14 protein-coding genes are annotated in these 18,462 nt (G+C 45.2%); 12 read left to right on the top strand and 2 right to left on the bottom strand.

Annotated elements, in window-relative coordinates:
• Window positions 1–105: 105 nt before the first annotated feature.
• Entirely contained in the window at window positions 106–1,242 is a 1,137-nt protein-coding gene (gene leuB / locus AAC855_RS03465; RefSeq protein WP_340608216.1) for a 3-isopropylmalate dehydrogenase, read from the bottom strand.
• Window positions 1,243–1,244: 2 nt separating this feature from the next.
• A complete protein-coding gene (leuA, locus tag AAC855_RS03470) occupies window positions 1,245–2,822 on the bottom strand; it encodes a 2-isopropylmalate synthase (RefSeq protein WP_340608217.1) in 1,578 nt (525 codons plus the stop codon).
• A gap of 889 nt (window positions 2,823–3,711) precedes the next feature.
• Between leuA and leuO the strand changes: the two genes are divergently transcribed.
• From leuO to mraY, 12 genes are all read left to right on the top strand, one after another.
• Window positions 3,712–4,656, top strand: coding sequence for a transcriptional regulator LeuO (gene leuO / locus AAC855_RS03475; RefSeq protein ID WP_340608218.1), 945 nt, complete (start codon window positions 3,712–3,714; stop codon window positions 4,654–4,656).
• Between the two features lie 235 nt (window positions 4,657–4,891).
• Window positions 4,892–6,694, top strand: coding sequence for an AMP-dependent synthetase/ligase (locus AAC855_RS03480; RefSeq protein WP_340608219.1), 1,803 nt, complete (start codon window positions 4,892–4,894; stop codon window positions 6,692–6,694).
• A 275-nt stretch (window positions 6,695–6,969) separates the two neighbouring features.
• Entirely contained in the window at window positions 6,970–8,697 is a 1,728-nt protein-coding gene (ilvI, locus tag AAC855_RS03485; RefSeq protein WP_340608220.1) for an acetolactate synthase 3 large subunit, read from the top strand.
• Window positions 8,697–9,191 carry an acetolactate synthase small subunit gene (gene ilvN, locus AAC855_RS03490; RefSeq protein WP_086956589.1) on the top strand — a complete coding sequence of 165 codons (495 nt, stop codon included), beginning with the start codon at window positions 8,697–8,699 and terminating at the stop codon, window positions 9,189–9,191. Before ilvI ends, ilvN begins: the two co-directional genes overlap by 1 nt.
• A gap of 89 nt (window positions 9,192–9,280) precedes the next feature.
• Window positions 9,281–10,288 carry a catabolite repressor/activator gene (gene cra, locus AAC855_RS03495; RefSeq protein WP_340608221.1) on the top strand — a complete coding sequence of 336 codons (1,008 nt, stop codon included), beginning with the start codon at window positions 9,281–9,283 and terminating at the stop codon, window positions 10,286–10,288.
• 649 nt (window positions 10,289–10,937) lie between these two features.
• Window positions 10,938–11,396, top strand: coding sequence for a division/cell wall cluster transcriptional repressor MraZ (mraZ, locus tag AAC855_RS03500; protein WP_086955542.1), 459 nt, complete (start codon window positions 10,938–10,940; stop codon window positions 11,394–11,396).
• 2 nt (window positions 11,397–11,398) lie between these two features.
• Window positions 11,399–12,358, top strand: coding sequence for a 16S rRNA (cytosine(1402)-N(4))-methyltransferase RsmH (gene rsmH, locus AAC855_RS03505; RefSeq protein ID WP_340608222.1), 960 nt, complete (start codon window positions 11,399–11,401; stop codon window positions 12,356–12,358).
• Complete coding sequence (gene ftsL / locus AAC855_RS03510; protein WP_099109915.1) at window positions 12,355–12,675, top strand: cell division protein FtsL; 321 nt, start codon at window positions 12,355–12,357, stop codon at window positions 12,673–12,675. Before rsmH ends, ftsL begins: the two co-directional genes overlap by 4 nt.
• Window positions 12,676–12,703: 28 nt before the next feature.
• On the top strand, window positions 12,704–14,458 hold the full coding sequence (locus AAC855_RS03515) for a peptidoglycan glycosyltransferase FtsI (RefSeq protein WP_099109914.1): 1,755 nt from the start codon (window positions 12,704–12,706) through the stop codon (window positions 14,456–14,458).
• A gap of 35 nt (window positions 14,459–14,493) precedes the next feature.
• Window positions 14,494–15,996 (top strand): UDP-N-acetylmuramoyl-L-alanyl-D-glutamate--2,6-diaminopimelate ligase, encoded by a 1,503-nt coding sequence (gene murE, locus AAC855_RS03520; RefSeq protein ID WP_340608223.1) that lies wholly within the window; start codon window positions 14,494–14,496, stop codon window positions 15,994–15,996.
• Window positions 15,993–17,375, top strand: a complete 1,383-nt coding sequence (murF, locus tag AAC855_RS03525; protein ID WP_340608224.1) for a UDP-N-acetylmuramoyl-tripeptide--D-alanyl-D-alanine ligase — start codon at window positions 15,993–15,995, stop codon at window positions 17,373–17,375. The genes murE and murF overlap by 4 nt, the downstream gene beginning before the upstream one ends.
• On the top strand, window positions 17,369–18,451 hold the full coding sequence (mraY, locus tag AAC855_RS03530) for a phospho-N-acetylmuramoyl-pentapeptide-transferase (protein ID WP_099122653.1): 1,083 nt from the start codon (window positions 17,369–17,371) through the stop codon (window positions 18,449–18,451). Before murF ends, mraY begins: the two co-directional genes overlap by 7 nt.
• Window positions 18,452–18,462 lie beyond the last annotated feature (11 nt).

Genomic DNA, 18,462 nt, shown 5'->3' on the forward strand with positions numbered 1-18,462 from the left:
ATTTATAAGTGGAAAGTTATCACTTACTGACTCCCGATTTTTTGAGTAATGGTATTTTTACCAGCCAGTAAGGCGACTTACTGGCCTATTTTCTTTTATACCAGTTTAATTTTGTTCGATGATATTTCTGGCAATAATATCACCCATTTCATCAGTGCTGATCGCTTTTCCGTTACCTGCTAAGTCAATGGTTCTATAACCCTGTTCCAGTGCAGTATTGACCGCTATTTCAATGGCATCTGCGACATCATCCCGTTTAATGCTGTAACGCAGCAAGAGGGCGGTGGATAAGATCTGGGCGATTGGATTGGCAATATTTTTCCCTGCGATATCGGGAGCAGAACCCCCGGCAGGTTCATATAAACCAAAGCCTTTTTCATTCAGGCTGGCAGACGGCAGCATACCCATTGAGCCGGTGATCATGGCACATTCATCAGACAAAATATCACCAAAGAGATTAGAACAAAGCAGTACATCAAACTGAGAAGGTGCTTTGATGAGCTGCATCGTGGCGTTGTCGATATACATGTGATTAATTTCAACGTCAGGATATTCTTTCGCAATTTCATTGACAATTTCACGCCACAGAACAGAACTTTGCAAAACATTGGCTTTATCAATCGAAGTCACTTTATGCCGACGTTTGCGGGCTGATTCGAAAGCAATACGGGCAATTCTTTCTATTTCAAACCGATGGTAGATTTCCGTGTCGAAAGCGCGTTCGTATCTTCCTTCTCCTTCCCGTCCTTTGGGCTGACCGAAATAAATCCCGCCAGTCAGTTCACGGACGCATAAAATATCAAAACCTTTTTCCGCAATATCATGACGCAGCGGGCAAAAAGACGCCAGACTGGTATATAAATGGGCCGGACGTAGGTTACTGAATAGTTTGAAGTGCTTGCGCAGTGGCAATAATGCCCCGCGTTCTGGTTGACTGGCCGGGGGTAAATGCTCCCATTTAGGGCCACCGACAGAGCCAAATAGAATGGCATCCGCTTTTTCACAACCAGCCACAGTGGCTTCAGGTAAAGGGCAGCCATGCCGATCAATGGCAATTCCGCCAACATCGTATTCACTGGTTGTGATGCGAATAGAAAAACGATGACGAATAGCATCCAGTACTTTATAGGCTTGCTTCATGACTTCAGGGCCAATACCATCACCGGGTAACACTGCAATATGATAATGAATTGTGTGATCGTGAACAGGTTCCTGCTGTTTTGCGATAGAGTGGGTAGACATTGTTATTCAGTTTCCTTTGTTGTGCTTTTGGAAATATTGTCTTGTATGCGTTGTTTTTCTTTCTTGACCTGTTCCGCCTGCCAGATATTGTTCAGCGCGTGGATCATTGCTTTAGCAGAAGACTCAATCACGTCTGTCTCTAACCCCACGCCGTGAAAACGGCGACCAAAGCATTCTACGATAATATTGACCTGACCAAGCGCATCCTTCCCATGCCCTTTGCCGGATAATTGATAGGAAAGTAATTTTATTGGATAGCCCGTAATCCGGTTCATTGCTTGATAGATAGCATCGACAGTCCCGTTTCCGGTTGCGGCTTCAGATTTAATTTCATCGCCACAGGCCAGACGTACTGTTGCTGTTGATACTATGCTGGTTCCGGACTGAATACTGAAATAATCCAGACGATAGTGCTCATCTTCCTGCTGTTGCTGGTTAATGAACACCAGTGCTTCCAGATCGTAATCAAAGACCTGACCTTTTTTATCAGCCAGTTTCAAGAAGGCTTCATACAGGGCATCCAGATCATAATCTTTCTCCTGATAGCCCATTTCAGTCATGCGATGTTTTACGGCAGAGCGGCCAGAGCGGGAAGTCAGATTCAGTTGGGTATCTTTCAGGCCGATGGAATCCGGCGTCATGATTTCGTAGGTTTCACGATTTTTCAGAACACCATCCTGATGAATACCGGATGAATGAGCGAAAGCATTGCTGCCTACAACAGCTTTATGAGCCGGGATCGGAGTATTACAAATTTGACTGACTAACTGGCTGGTGCGATAAATTTCTTTATGGTTAATATTGGTATGAACCCCTAACATTTGCTGGCGGGTTTTTATCGCCATAATCACTTCTTCCAGTGAACAGTTTCCGGCTCGCTCGCCCAGCCCGTTAATGGTTCCTTCAACTTGTCTGGCGCCTGCTTGGACGGCGGTAATGGAGTTAGCGACTGACATCCCCAAATCGTCATGACAATGAACAGAAATGATCGCTTTATCAATATTAGGTACGCGATTAAATAAGGTCTTAATAATACCGCCAAATTGGTAGGGAGTTGTATAACCGACGGTATCAGGAATATTGATGGTCGTTGCGCCTGCTTTTATGGCCTGCTCGACGATGCGGCACAAGTTATCAATATCAGAGCGTCCGGCATCTTCACAGGAGAATTCCACGTCATCAGTATACCTGCGCGCCCGTTTGATGGAGCGAACCGCCATTTCGACGATATCATCAAATCCTTTTTTTAATTTATGCTCAACATGCAGGTTGGAAGTCGCCAACACCATATGCAGGCGGAAAGCTTCTGCAACACTCAGGGCTTCTGCCGAAACATCAATATCATTATCAACACAACGGGACAGGGCACAGATACGGCTGTTTTTGATCTCGCGAGCGATAGTCCGGACTGATTCAAAATCGCCGGGGGAAGATACAGGGAAACCGGCTTCAATGATATCAACGCCCAGTCTTTCCAGTGCATACGCGATTTGCAGTTTTTCTTTGACACTCAGGCTGGCTTGTAACGCCTGTTCACCATCTCGTAATGTAGTATCGAAAATAATCACTTGCTGGCTCATAGTTGTGTTCCTGTCAATGGGTTGTGATGTTTTAGTTTTTAGGGCGCCGAGCAGGTATAAAAAAACCCGCGTTAGCGCGGGTTTTTATCTCTGGTAAAGATTAACTCTGAATTCAATCTACCAGCATACCGCGCACATTAAAGGCGTTTAGTAGTAGGCTTAGTAGACGGATATTGTGAATCATGTAAGTCAACCTTTGAAAATCTGTTAATTGAGTATTACCGTTTCGATATAATTATTGATACGTCATCTGAAAAACATTGTCAAGCAGTACAAATTTAGTCCGGGAATGAATAATGTGCATTAATAGGTTTTTTTTTGACCTCATCATAGCAAGAGTGACTATTTTTTACATTTTTAACGATGTTTTTATCTATTTTTCATATCTATATATGAAGTAAAATCCGGCCCTAATGGATAATAAATATAATGCTTATAATGTTACAAAGATGTTTATTAACGGGACAGGGATAGAATGAATACTCACTATGGTGTTCTTAGCTTACTAATCAATAATCACATTAATTATAAATATATTAACAAAAATAATTTATTCATCATATGAATAAATTGTGCCTCTATGCGTTGGAAAATGACCAACCATAGTTAACATAACAATTTAATCCTGCTGAAAATTTATATATATAAATTCACAAGGATTATTCTAATTCAGAGTTATGGGTTAATAATTTATTTTTGATTATTTTTAATAATATATAATTGTCTTTATACAAGGAAGGATCTCAATTAAATTATCATAGATTGAGATAAATGATCTTATTATTTGAAGTGGCTCTTTAAAATGTTGAAACTTACATGGTAAGGCAGTCTATATTCATTTATTAATAATAAGATCGCCGCAATAAATATAGTGGAGTGAAATTAAATAATGGCTGGATGCAACCTGGTAAACACAGGAAAAAAAGAACCATGTGAAGTTCAATTACGTAGTGTAGATCTCAATTTGCTGACTGTTTTTGATGCTGTTATGCAAGTACAGAATATTACACGTGCAGCTCAGGCATTAGGTATGTCACAACCGGCAGTCAGTAACGCAGTAGCTCGATTAAAAACGATGTTTGATGATGAATTATTTGTGCGGCATGGGCGTGGTATTCAGCCAACGGCGAGGGCAAAACAACTTTTCGGGCCACTCAGACAGGCACTTCAGATTGTACATAATGAGTTACCCGGAGCAGGGTTTGATCCCGATAATAGTGTAAGAACATTTAATCTTTCTATTTGTAGTCCACTTGATATTCGTTTAGCTGCTCAAATTGTTGGTGAAATAAAGAGGCATTCTCCCAATATCGATGTCGTGATTAAAACTCAAATAAACGACAATATTGAGAAGAAATTAAAATATCAAGAAATCGAGTTTGTTATCAGTTATACCCAATTTGAACATCCTGATTTTCAGCATCTTCCATTATTTGATGATGAATTGGTTCTGGCTGTTTCTCAAAGTCATCCCCGAATTGGGGACTGCATCAGTCAGCAGCAATTGCAGGATGAGAGGCATGCAATTGTAGCATTAGATAATTCAGATTCATTCAGCAAACCTTACTATGAAAACAGTGAACTAATAGATTCTATCTCTTATCAGGGAACTGATTTAAATAGTGTTCTTAATATCGTATCTCAGACTTATCTGGTTGCTATCGCGCCTAAATGGATGGTTGAGCACTATTCCGGGCAGTTAAATATCCGCGCTGTATCATTACCTAATAACCGTGTTTCCCGTCCGTGTTATTTAATATGGCATGCTTCGATGAACAGAGATAAAGGACATCAGTGGATGAAATCATTACTGAGTTGCCTTGGCGAGCGGTAATAAAACGGTATATACACCTGTCGTTATCTTTTAAGTTATATAGCCAATCTATTTCGAACCGTATTACGGTAGCAGGCCTTCCTCTTTTTAGGGAGGCCTGTCTTATTAAAAATACGCTTCCCCCTTTCACCAGGAATGGGTAGACTGCGCGGAAATAGCTAACACATGTAAGCTGAGAATTAGGCCGTTTTCTTGCTGAATGTGATGAACCAAAGATTTAGAACAGGAATATATTGTGGTAACAAATTCTCTCCACTCCTATCACTTGATCACGCGATTACAACAGCAAGTCAGCAAATACCCTGAAAAGATTGCATTTCGCCAATGGTCAGCATCAGAACAGCTTGAAATGAGCTGGCAGGATGTTGATAGTCAAACGAAATCCATCGCAAGATCCCTGCTGTCACTTGAGGTGGGAATTCAGGAAAAAGTCGGTATTTTTGCCGATAACTCAATGGCATGGTCATTATCGGATCTGGCTATTTTGCAGTTACGGGCCGTCACAGTACCGCTTTATGCGACAAGTAGCCGTGATCAGGCGGCATTTATTCTGAATGATGCGGGAGTACGGATATTATTTGTGGGAGGGCAGGAGCAATACGATATCGCGTTGACACTGTTAGCGCTTTGCACGCAGCTTAATCATCTGGTTGTTCTGGATGAATCTGTCGATTTGAAAGAATGTCCACAAGCATTGTATTTATCGGCATTTATTGCGGCTGACAGGTCACAGCATCAGGCTGAACTTGATAGCCGCATTGCCGAGTTGGATTTGCATGATCTTTTTACGCTGATTTATACCTCCGGTACAACCGGGGAGCCAAAAGGTGTCATGCTGGATTACCAGAATATCGCCGCCCAGCTTTATCTGCATGATAAGCGCCTAACGCTGACTGAACAGGATGTATCGCTCAGTTTTCTGCCGTTATCCCATATTTTTGAGCGAGCATGGAGTTATTACGTCATGCATACCGGCGCCTTAAATGTCTATCTGACCGACACCAATTTTGTTCGGGAGGCGATGGTTGATGTGCGTCCGACAGTGATGTGCTCCGTTCCTCGTCTTTATGAAAAAATCCATAGTGCAATTCTTGAGAAAGTTTCCCGCGCTCCATTCTGGCGCAGAATGATTTTCCAGTGGGCGATTAAACAGGGCGAACGCCGTTGGTTAAATCAATTAAACGGTAAAAAGGGCTGCCTGTTTTCTTTATGTGGTGAAAAACTGGCTGATCGTTTGGTGCTGAACAAACTCCGCCAGCTATTAGGCGGGCGGATCCGTTTTCTGCCGGTAGCCGGAGCACGCCTTGAAGATTCCATTATGCGTTTCTTCCTGTCCGTGGGTCTTAATATCAAATATGGCTATGGAATGACAGAAACCTGCGCCACAGTTTCCTGCTGGGAAGAGAAAGATTATCTGTTGGGTTCAATTGGGACTCCGTTGCCCGGAGTGGATGTTCGTATCAGCGCAGAGGGTGAAATTCAGGTACGTGGCCCTATCGTCATGAAAGGGTATTACAATCGGCCGGAAGATACGGTTCACGCCTTTACCGAAGATGGCTGGTTGCGGACTGGGGATGCCGGAGGGCTGGATGATACCGGGAACCTGTTCATTACAGAACGCCTGAAAGATTTAATGAAAACATCAACCGGAAAATACATTGCTCCGCAATTAATTGAAGGAGCACTGGGGCAGGATCGTTTTATTGAGCATATTGCTGTGATTGCCGATGCTCGTCAGTTTGTTTCAGCGTTGATTGTTCCCAGCTATGAAGCGCTGGAGGATTACGCAAAATCGATAAATATTCATTATCAGAGTCGTTTGGAATTACTGCGTAATCATCAGGTTATCGGATTATTTGAACAACGCCTGAAAGAATTACAGAAAAATATCGCCAAATTCCATCAGGTAAAACGCTTTACTTTGTTACCGGAGGCCTTTTCTATGGAAAAAGGCGAATTGACTCCGACGCTGAAATTACGGCGTAAGGTGATTTCTCAACGTTATCAGAGTGAAATAGAATCCATGTATCGGGATTGAATCATCACTGAATAATCACGCTCTTACTTTGGTTTAACTGAGAACAACGGAAACATTTTCATTAAAAAAATGTTTTCAATATGTGAATTGTTGTTTGATAACCTTGAGATCTGACGTTATGTTAATGGCTTAGTGTATTAATGAAATGCGTGTCATTACGAATGCTAATCTAATAATCACTGCGAATAAATAGAATGGGATAAATAAGGCCACTCTCATGATGGCCTTATGAAATCCTGACATTAACTTGCAAACAGAGCCTGGAGGCAAACTCAATGGAGATGTTGTCAGGAGCCGAAATGGTCGTCAGATCGTTAATCGATCAGGGCGTTGAGCATGTATTCGGTTATCCGGGAGGGGCCGTCCTGGATATTTATGATGCCTTACATACGATTGGCGGAATAGAACATATTCTGGTTCGTCACGAACAGGGCGCTGTTCATATGGCGGACGGGTATACGCGTTCAACAGGGCAAACGGGGGTTGTTCTGGTCACTTCAGGGCCGGGCGCAACCAACGCAATAACCGGAATTGCAACGGCGTATATGGATTCGATCCCAATGGTGGTGTTGTCTGGTCAGGTGGCCAGTTCTTTGATCGGTAACGATGCTTTTCAGGAATGTGATATGGTGGGGATCTCCCGTCCTATCGTCAAACATAGCTTTCTGGTGAAGAAAGCGGAAGATATTCCAAATATAATCAAAAAAGCCTTTTATTTAGCGGCAAGTGGCCGTCCGGGTCCTGTTGTTATTGATTTTCCTAAAGATACCGTTAATCCAGCGCTGAAATTTCCCTATATTTATCCAGAAAAAATCAATATGCGTTCCTACAATCCAACGATTCAGGGGCATAAGGGGCAGATTAAGCGAGCACTGAAAGCATTACAGGAAGCGAAAAAACCGGTGCTTTATGTGGGAGGCGGTGCGATTAATTCGGATTGTTCAGCAGAATTGCTGAAACTGGCGGAATCTCTTCGTCTTCCCGTGACCAGCTCGTTGATGGGGCTTGGTGCTTTTCCTGCTACGCATCAGCAGAGTCTGGGCATGCTGGGGATGCATGGCACGTTTGAAGCCAATAAAGCGATGCATAATGCCGATATTATTCTTGCTGTAGGGGTGCGTTTTGATGATCGCACGACCAATAATTTAGCAAAATATTGCCCGCAAGCGACGGTATTACATATTGATATTGATCCAACATCTATTTCTAAAACGGTGACTGCTGATATTCCGATTGTTGGTGATGCGAAACAGGTACTCGGCCAGATGGTGGAGCTGTTGAACACTACGGAAAGCCTTCAGGACCCTGATGCAATAAAAGATTGGTGGTTATCTGTTGAACAGTGGCGTAATCGCAAATGCCTTGATTATGATCGCACCAGTCCGAAAATAAAACCACAGGCAGTCATTGAAGCACTTTATCATTTGACCAAAGGAGATGCGTATATTGCATCCGATGTGGGTCAGCATCAGATGTTTGCTGCATTACATTATCCATTTGATAAGCCAAGGCGCTGGATTAACTCTGGTGGTCTGGGCACTATGGGCTTTGGTCTGCCTGCGGCTCTGGGCGTTAAGCTGGCAAACCCGGAAGCAACGGTCATATGTGTGACCGGCGATGGCAGTATTCAGATGAATATTCAGGAGTTGTCCACCGCATTACAGTATGGCTTACCCGTTCTGGTACTGAACCTGAACAACCGTTTCTTAGGCATGGTGAAACAGATACAGGATATCATTTACGCAGGTCGCCATTCTCAGTCCTACATGGAGTCACTGCCTGATTTTGTCAGGCTGGCAGAAGCTTACGGGCATATTGGTGTCTCCATCCAGCATTATGATGAGCTGGAAAGCAAACTGGCTCAGGCTTTGCGTGAAGTAACAGAAAACCAGCGTCTGGTTTTTGTTGATGTTACCGTTGATGAAACAGAACACGTTTATCCAATGCAGATCCGTGGAGGAGCAATGGATGAGATGTGGTTAAGCAAAACAGAGAGGACCTGATCATGCGCCGGATTTTGTCTGTATTACTTGAAAACGAATCGGGAGCGTTGTCTCGCGTGGTGGGTCTGTTTTCCCAACGGGGTTATAATATTGAAAGTCTGACAGTGGCACCAACGGAAGACCCGACACTGTCACGCATGACCATTCAGACTAAAGGTGATGCAAAGGTATTGGAGCAGATAGAAAAACAGCTGCATAAACTCGTGGATGTTCTGCGGGTCAATGAATTAACCGCCGGTGCTCATGTTGAGCGTGAAATCATGCTGGTGAAATTGCAGGCCAGTGGATACGGGCGTGAAGAAATTAAACGCAGCACTGATATTTTCCGTGGGCAGATCGTTGATGTGACTTCGTCACTGTACACTGTTCAGTTGGTGGGCACGAGCGAAAAGCTGGATGCTTTTCTTGATGCGGTGCGGGAAGTCGCGGAGATCGTGGAAGTGGCTCGTTCAGGCATTGTAGGTGTTGCGCGCGGAGAAAAAATTATGCGATGAAAATTCGCAATCTGCGGGTTAATATACAGATAATTACCGGGCCCTACTGTAACGTAGGGCTTTTTCTATCATATTACTGAGGGGTTAATGTGAAACTGGATGAGATCGCCCGCTTAGCAGGTGTTTCACGTACTACGGCCAGTTATGTTATCAATGGTAAAGCTAAACAGTACCGGGTCAGCGATAAAACAGTAGAAAAAGTGATGGCGGTGGTCAGAGAACATAACTATCACCCTAATGCTGTTGCTGCCGGTCTACGGGCAGGACGTACCCGTTCCATTGGTTTAGTCATACCGGATTTGGAGAATACGAGCTATACCCGTATTGCCAACTATCTTGAACGTCAGGCACGGCAGCGTGGATACCAGTTATTGATAGCCTGCTCTGAAGACCAGCCAGATAACGAAATGCGTTGTGTTGAGCATCTTTTGCAACGGCAAGTAGATGCAATTATTGTTTCCACTGCTCTGCCTCCTGAGCATCCATTCTACCAGCGCTGGGCGAATCGCTCCCTGCCTATTATTGCGCTGGATCGCGCATTGGACAGCGAACACTTTGTCAGTGTTGTCGGGGACGATCTTGAAGATGCGAAAATGCTGGCACAGGAATTACGCCAGTTCCCTTCAGAATCTGTTCTTTATTTGGGTGCATTGCCTGAATTATCCGTCAGTTTTTTACGTGAGCAGGGGTTCCGCGAAGCGTGGGAAAGTGATCCGCGTCAGGTGAACTATCTCTACGCGAACAGCTATGAACGTGAAGCAGCGGCTGACGTTTTTGCTTCATGGCTGGAAAAAAATCCTTTGCCTCAGATACTTTACACGACTTCATTTGCCTTGCTTCAGGGAGTGATGGATACCATCCTGAAACGCAGTGGGCGGTTGCCTGAACAGTTAGTCATAGCAACCTTTGGTGATCATGAGTTGCTTGATTTTCTTGAGTGCCCGGTCTTATCGGTAGCACAGCGTCATCGTGAAGTTGCTGAACAGGCTTTATCACTGGTATTGGCTAGCCTTGATGAAAAACAGAGGCCGGAACCGGGAATAACCCGTATGCGCCGTCATTTATGTCGTCGGGGAAGCCTGAGTCGTAAAGACTGATTGATGTACCCTCATTTCAGGTGAGGGTGCAATAGATGCTGCAAAAATCATTCAAATAGGTTCGTTGATTTAATTTTGAGATTATTCCGACTAAAATTTTTCTGAACGAAAACCTACGCGTGAAAAAATGGCAAATAGGCTATTGAAGGTGAAAGAAACGATATCTTTGCTCAATAAATATATTATAAATGCAAGTTATTTCTTTTTTAGGAGTTATTTGGTTATATACTTTGTATTCAAATAATTGCAGGTTTTTTTGTTCTGCTTTATTTCAGTTTATTATTACTTTTTATACTATTTTAATCTGAGTATATTTTTATTATTGATAGATTACGATTGATTAACAATTGTGCAATAATGAGATATGGATTGCATAAATTAATTTAAGTGATAATTATTTATCCTAAAAAAAATTTTTCAGGTTAGGCTTGGTGTTCTTCATAAATAATTCAGTTTTATCATGGTGTTAGCCGACAATAATATTGTCAAATCTAAGAAATCCTTCTTTTTCTCTCTTAAATCTTTCTGTAAATCTAGCTAAAGCATACTGGCTCTGGCTTGACAAGGTTTTCATACCATCCGTAAACTCTTAATTGTGGTGATTTGTGGGATAATGTGGAGATTTCGGCCATCAAGGGGTAACCTGAGTATGTTTCGTGGAGCAACGCTGGTTAATCTCGATACTAAAGGGCGACTTACTGTACCCGCCCGATATAGGGAAACGCTGAATACGGAATCAAAAGGTCAAATGGTTTGTACTATTGATCTTCACCAGCCGTGTCTGTTGCTTTATACATTACCCGAATGGGAAATCATCGAAGAAAAATTATCTCGCTTATCCAGCATGAACCCAGCCGAACGTCGTGTTCAACGTTTGTTATTAGGACACGCTAGTGAATGCCAAATGGACAGTGCAGGACGTCTTTTGTTAGCCCATACATTGCGTCAGCATGCAGGGCTAACAAAAGAGGTCATGCTGGTTGGGCAATTTAATAAATTTGAATTGTGGGATGAGCAGGTCTGGTATCAGCAAGTACAAAGTGACATCGCTGCTGAACAATCTACACAAGAACCTTTATCAGCAAGGCTACAGGATTTATCACTATAAACATGGCAAATGGTCATTTTAAGCATACCAGTGTATTACTGGATGAAGCTGTCAATGGACTGAATATCCGGGAAGATGGAATTTATATTGATGGAACATTCGGGCGAGGGGGGCACTCTCGCCTGATTTTATCAAAATTAGGGCCGAATGGTCGTTTGATGGCAATTGATCGCGATCCGCAGGCTATTGAAGCATCAAAGGCGATTACTGACCCGCGTTTTTCCATTACACATGGGCCATTTTCAGATTTGGCTACTTATGTAAAAGATGCAGGTCTGGCTGGAAAGATTGATGGTGTACTGTTGGATTTAGGCGTGTCTTCACCGCAACTGGATGATCCTGAACGTGGTTTCTCATTTATGCGTGACGGGCCACTGGATATGCGGATGGATACAACCCGAGGGCAATCAGCCGCAGAGTGGCTGATGAAGGCTGAAGCAGATGATATCGCGTGGGTACTGAAAACGTTTGGTGAAGAACGTTTTGCCAAACGAATTGCAAGAGCCATTGTTGCTCGCAATCAGGAAGAACCGATTACGCGAACCAGAGAATTGGCAGAGTTAATTGCGAAGGCAAGTCCAATTAAGGAGAAACATAAGCATCCTGCGACACGCAGTTTTCAGGCTATCAGAATCTACATTAACAGTGAACTGGAAGAAATAGAACGTGCATTGGACGGTGCATTGCAAGTTTTAGCACCACAAGGGCGATTATCAGTCATCAGTTTCCACTCGTTGGAAGATCGCATCGTGAAACGCTTTATCCAGCAACATAGTCAAGGGCCTAAGGTGCCGGCAGGTCTGCCGCTTACCGAAGTACAACTGAGGGCATTGGGGGGACGTAGTCTGAAATCAATTGGCAGGCTGAAACCCTCAGAGGATGAAGTGGCAACCAATCCGAGAGCAAGAAGTTCGGTATTGCGATTTGCTGAAAAAGCAGGTGATGAGAAGGCAGGTGAATAGTGGCAGGTGAACGTCATGGATTAGTGGGTGTTATTGGCCGGGATTTGTTCCGAAATGCCAAAATCCCACTGATTTTACTGGTGGCTGTTGTGGTTTCAGCTATCAGTGTAGTGACGGTCACCCATCAGACCCGCTTATTGACTGCGGAGAAAGAGCGCCAGGCAATTCAGATTGATGCTCAGGATATTGAATGGCGTAACTTGCTCCTTGAAGAAAATGCATTGGGTGACCACAGTCGGATCGAATCTATAGCGACTGAAAAATTTCACATGCAACATGTCGATCCAGCACAAGAAAATATTGTGATTACTCAATAAAGTCCAGTTGACAACTAAAAGGTAGGCGATGAAAGCTGCACGCTCTTTAAAGTTGAAAAAACAAGAAGATAAAGCCAGTTTTGTTAAGTGGCGTTTTGTCTTGCTCTGCGGGGGCATTTCGCTTGCTTTAATCGGGCTTTTGATTCGAGTGGCTTATTTGCAGATTATCAACCCTGACCGTTTGGTGAAAGAGGGGGATTCCCGCTCTTTGCGTGTCCAATCCATTCCGACCTCTCGTGGCATGATTAACGACCGCAATGGGCGTCCGCTGGCTGTCAGTGTACCGGTAGATGCCGTCTGGGCGGATCCGAAAGAAGTCTTTGAAAAAGGTGGGATCACGGATGATACCCGCTGGCAAGCGTTGGCGGATGCACTCTCCATTCCCCTGGATCAACTAACCAGTAAAATCAATGAATACCCCAAAGGCCGATTTGTTTATCTTGCCCGTCAGGTTAATACCTCAATTGGCGATTACGTCGGAAAACTGAAACTTCCGGGTATCTATCTGCGTCAGGAATCCCGCCGTTATTATCCGGCAGGTCAGGTGACGGCACACATTATCGGTGTGACCAATATTGATGGCAATGGTATTGAAGGGGTGGAAAAGAGTTTCGATAGCTGGCTGACGGGTAAACCGGGTAGCCGGACAGTCCGTAAGGATCGTAACGGGCGGGTTATTGAGGATATTTCATCTGTAGACAGCAGGGCAGCCCATGATTTGGCCCTCAGTATTGATGAACGTCTACAGACATTGGTTTATCGGGAATTAACCAAAGCCGTTGTACTTAATAAGGCTGAATCCGGTACAGCCGTATTAGTGGATGTTAATACCGGTGAAGTTCTGGCGATGGCAAACAGCCCGTCCTATAACCCGAATAATCTGGCTGGCACTCCCAAAGATGCGATGCGTAACCGGGCTATTACTGACATGTTTGAACCCGGCTCCACGATAAAACCGCTGGTTGTGATGAGCGCGCTGAATAATGGGATCGTCAAAGAAAATACCGTATTGGATACCAGACCCTATCGGTTGATGTATGGTTCGAGAGGCCATGAAATTAAAGACGTTGCCCCTCGTTCTGAATTAACCATCACAGGGATCTTACAGAAGTCGAGTAACGTTGGTGTTTCTAAACTGGCGTTAGCGATGCCTGCCTCAGAGCTGGTAGATGTGTATTACCGCTTTGGGATGGGAAAACCGACCGATTTGGGGTTGGTCGGAGAAAAGAGTGGCGTATTTCCAAAAAATAGACAAAGGTGGTCAGATCTTGAGAGGGCCACCTTCTCTTTCGGCTACGGGCTGATGGTAACACCGTTACAGTTAGCGCGAGTCTATGCAACGATAGGTAGTCTGGGGGTTTATCGCCCACTATCGATTACCAAAGTTGATCCCCCCGTTCCGGGAACCCGGGTATTTCCTGAGCATATTATGCGCACAGTGGTACACATGATGGAAAGTGTGGCACTGCCCGGTGGTGGTGGCGTACGTGCGGCGATAAAAGGCTATCGTATTGCGATTAAAACCGGTACGGCTAAAAAAGTCGGGCCGGACGGTAAATATGTCAATAAATATATTTCCTATACCGCAGGTGTTGCACCTGCGAGTAATCCACGTTTTGCACTGGTTGTGATTATCGATGATCCACAGGCAGGAAAATATTATGGCGGTGCAGTTTCAGCACCTATCTTCGGGGCCATCATGAGTGGTGTTCTCCGTACGATGAATGTTGAACCGGATGCTTTGCCTGCGGACGATAAAAAAGAGTTTGTAGTTGATAACTAATTAATCTGTGATGAATAAATAAAAAGAGGATAAAAGTGGAAGATCGTAATTTACGCGATTTATTGGCTCTCTGGGGGATTAATGCCCCTGAGCTTCCGCTACGAGAAATGACATTGGACAGCCGCAGAGCGGCTGCCGGAGATCTGTTTGTTGCGGTTAAAGGGCATCAGACAGATGGTCGAAAATACATTCCTCAAGCCATCGCTCAGGGGGTCGCTGCGGTGATCGCTGAAGCGGAGGGAAAAGCGGATAACGGCACCATTCAGGAAATGCACGGTGTTCCGGTTATCTATTTTGATGATTTGAATAATAAATTGTCGAAATTGGCAGGTGAATTTTATCAGCACCCGGGTAACAAATTAAAGCTGGTTGGCGTCACAGGAACCAACGGTAAAACAACAACAACACAATTGTTGGCACAGTGGAGTCAGGGGCTGGGAGAAACCAGTGCCGTGATGGGAACAGTGGGAAATGGTCTGTTGGGTATGACGGTTCCAACTGAAAACACGACAGGTTCAGCCGTTGACATTCAGCTTGATTTACAGCAACTCGTCAATCAGAAAGCAACGTTTGCGGCAATGGAAGTTTCATCACATGGTTTAATACAAAGCCGTGTAGCATCGTTACCCTATCAGGCCGCTGTTTTTACTAATTTAAGCCGTGATCACCTTGATTATCATGGTGATATGGGAAGCTATGAAGAAGCCAAATGGCTGCTGTTCAGTACGCATAACGTTAAACAAAAAATTATTAATGCTGATGATGGCATCGGTCTGAAGTGGCTATCCCGTTTACCTGCTGCTGCGTTATCTGAAACCGTTGCCGTCACGATGGAAAATCGCCTGCCGGAAAACTGGCAGGGGCGGTGGTTATCGGCAAAAGACATTCATTACCACGATAAAGGCGCGTCTATTACCTTCACATCCAGCTGGGGAAGCGGAACTATTGAAAGCCCTCTGATGGGAGCCTTTAATGTCAGCAACCTGTTATTAGCTCTTGCAACGCTATTATCACTGGAATATCCGTTAGAAAAACTGCTGGCAACGGTATCTTGTCTGATCCCGGTTTGTGGGCGAATGGAAGTATTTTCAGCCTCAGGCCGTCCTACGGTCGTCGTCGATTATGCCCACACACCGGATGCACTGGAAAAAGCGCTGGCAGCGGCAAGGCTGCACTGCAAAGGGCAGCTCTGGTGTGTATTCGGTTGTGGCGGTGATCGTGATAAAGGTAAACGTCCATTAATGGGAGGCGTTGCTGAACAAGAGGCAGATCGGGTGGTTGTTACTGATGACAATCCACGTAGTGAAGAGCCTCAGTCCATTGTTGCGGATATTCTGACAGGTTTCATTGATCCGGGCCGTGCGATGGTGATTCATGGGCGTGTTGAAGCAGTGACCAGTGCCATTATGCAGGCGGCAGAAGACGATGTTGTATTGGTCGCAGGTAAAGGTCATGAAGATTATCAATTGGTGGGGAACCGCCGTCTGGATTATTCCGATCGTCTGACGGTTGCGCGTTTGTTGGGGGTGGCAGCATGATCTCATTGACTCTACAACAGCTGGCACAAGTCACCGAAGGAACGTTACATCACGTTTCCGAGCAGCAGGCGGCTATTATCCGTATTGAAGCGGTGACAACGGATAGCCGTAAAATAGCACATGGCGATCTGTTCATTGCGTTAAAAGGGGAAAATTTTGATGCCCATAACTTCGCGGCTGATGTTGCGAAGCAGGGTGCCGCTGTTTTATTGGTCGAGCGGCCTCTTGAAGTTGATTGCCCTCAGGTGGTTGTAGAAGACACCCGTTTGGCGATGGGCAAACTGGCGGGCTGGGTTCGCAGGCAAAGCCATGCACGCATTGTTGCATTGACAGGGTCTTCCGGCAAAACCTCCGTGAAAGAGATGACCGCTGCGATTTTACGTCAATGTGGTAATACGCTTTATACCGCCGGCAACTTCAATAACGATATCGGTGTACCGTTAACCCTTTTCCGCCTCACGCCGGAACATCAGTTTGCAGTTATTGAATTGGGCGCTAACCATATTGGTGAAATTGCGTATACCACTGACATGGTTCGGCCTGAAAGTGCACTGGTTAATAACCTGTTTTCTGCCCATCTGGAAGGATTTGGTTCGCTGGCGGGAGTGGCCAAAGCAAAAGGTGAAATTTTTGCAGGGCTTTCGTCCACAGGCACCGCCATTATCAATCTGGACAGCAATGACTGGCATAATTGGCAACAAAGCATCAGTGAAAAGCAGACGGTATGGCGTTTTTCCATTACACCTGCGGCAGACGCCGATTTTTATGTGACAGATATTCAGGAGCAGCCGCTGGAAACGCATTTCTGCCTGCATACCCCCATCGGCAGTTGTGAAATCGCATTGCCTCTGCCCGGAAAACACAATATCGCCAATGTGTTAGCTGCCAGTGCGCTGGCGATTTCCGTTGGTGCTTCTCTTGATGATATCCGTACGGGTTTATTGGGGCTGAAAGCGGTGCCGGGGCGATTATTCCCGGTTCCTCTGGCTGCCGGAAAAGTGGTTCTGGATGACACTTATAACGCTAACCCCGGTTCCATGATTGCAGCCGCACAGGTATTAGCCCGGATGCCCGGCTATCGCGTGATGGTTGTCAGCGATATGGGGGAATTAGGTGAGCAGGCGATTGAGTGCCACCGTCAGGTTGGTGAAGCTATCGCATCGACAGACATTGAACAACTGCTTAGCGTCGGGCCTTTAAGTGCTCATATTAGTGATGCAAGTGGTCGGGGGCAGCATTTTTCCAGCAAGGCCGAGTTAGTTGCAGCACTGCTTCCTGTATTGAAGCAACACGAAACGATTTCTGTATTAATTAAAGGTTCACGCAGCGCCAAAATGGAAGAGGTAGTGGACTCACTGAAGGAGAACTTCCAATGTTAGTTTGGCTGGCCGAGTATCTGGTTAAGTATCATACAGGGTTTAACGTCTTTTCCTATTTGACGTTCAGAGCGATTGTCGGCTTGCTGACTGCGTTGTCTATTGCATTGTGGATGGGGCCGACTCTGATTGCTTATCTGCAAAAGTTACAGATTGGTCAGGTTGTGCGTAACGATGGGCCGGAATCTCATTTCAGCAAACGCGGAACCCCGACGATGGGCGGGTTGCTGATCCTGTTCTCTATTACTATTTCTGTTCTGTTATGGGCGCGTCTGGATAACCCTTATGTCTGGTGTGTGCTGGCTGTCCTGCTGGGTTACGGCATCGTTGGATTCGTTGATGACTACCGGAAGGTTGTTCGTAAAGACACTAAGGGATTGATTGCCCGCTGGAAATATTTCTGGCAGTCCGTACTGGCCCTTGGTGTGGCATTTGCGATGTACAGCATTGGTAAAGATACGCCGGCGACACAATTGGTTGTGCCGTTTTTCAAAGATGTGATGCCGCAGCTTGGCCTGCTGTACATCTTGCTGACTTACTTCGTGATTGTCGGAACCAGTAATGCTGTGAACCTGACCGATGGTCTGGATGGTCTGGCAATTATGCCAACCGTGCTGGTGGCAGCCGGTTTTGCATTAGTGGCATGGGCGACAGGTAACGTCAATTTTGCCAATTATCTGCATATTCCTTACTTGAGTCATGCCGGTGAATTAGTGATTGTCTGCACCGCAATTGTCGGGGCAGGGCTTGGTTTTCTATGGTTCAACACCTATCCGGCACAGGTTTTCATGGGCGATGTTGGCTCACTGGCTTTGGGCGGAGCGCTGGGGACTATCGCGGTATTGCTGCGTCAGGAGTTTTTGCTGGTCATTATGGGTGGGGTGTTTGTTGTGGAAACACTGTCCGTTATTTTGCAGGTCGGCTCGTTCAAGTTACGCGGGCAGCGTATTTTCCGTATGGCGCCTATTCACCACCACTATGAGCTGAAAGGCTGGCCGGAGCCACGCGTCATTGTACGCTTTTGGATTATTTCCCTGATGCTGGTACTGATTGGTCTGGCAACATTGAAGGTACGTTAATCATGACTGAA

It is taken from the genome of Xenorhabdus bharatensis (assembly GCF_037996705.1).
Classification (GTDB): Bacteria; Pseudomonadota; Gammaproteobacteria; order Enterobacterales; family Enterobacteriaceae; genus Xenorhabdus; species Xenorhabdus bharatensis.

Excerpts from the sequence above, each read along its gene's own strand:
- murF (WP_340608224.1), top strand. The coding sequence starts at position 15,993 with ATGATCTCATTGACTCTACAACAGCTGGCACAAGTCACCGAAGGAACG.
- mraY (WP_099122653.1), top strand. The coding sequence starts at position 17,369 with ATGTTAGTTTGGCTGGCCGAGTATCTGGTTAAGTATCATACAGGGTTT.
- AAC855_RS03515 (WP_099109914.1), top strand. The coding sequence starts at position 12,704 with ATGAAAGCTGCACGCTCTTTAAAGTTGAAAAAACAAGAAGATAAAGCC.
- leuB (WP_340608216.1), bottom strand. The coding sequence starts at position 1,242 with ATGTCTACCCACTCTATCGCAAAACAGCAGGAACCTGTTCACGATCAC.
- ilvI (WP_340608220.1), top strand. The coding sequence starts at position 6,970 with ATGGAGATGTTGTCAGGAGCCGAAATGGTCGTCAGATCGTTAATCGAT.
- mraZ (WP_086955542.1), top strand. The coding sequence starts at position 10,938 with ATGTTTCGTGGAGCAACGCTGGTTAATCTCGATACTAAAGGGCGACTT.
- rsmH (WP_340608222.1), top strand. The coding sequence starts at position 11,399 with ATGGCAAATGGTCATTTTAAGCATACCAGTGTATTACTGGATGAAGCT.
- leuA (WP_340608217.1), bottom strand. The coding sequence starts at position 2,822 with ATGAGCCAGCAAGTGATTATTTTCGATACTACATTACGAGATGGTGAA.
- leuO (WP_340608218.1), top strand. The coding sequence starts at position 3,712 with ATGGCTGGATGCAACCTGGTAAACACAGGAAAAAAAGAACCATGTGAA.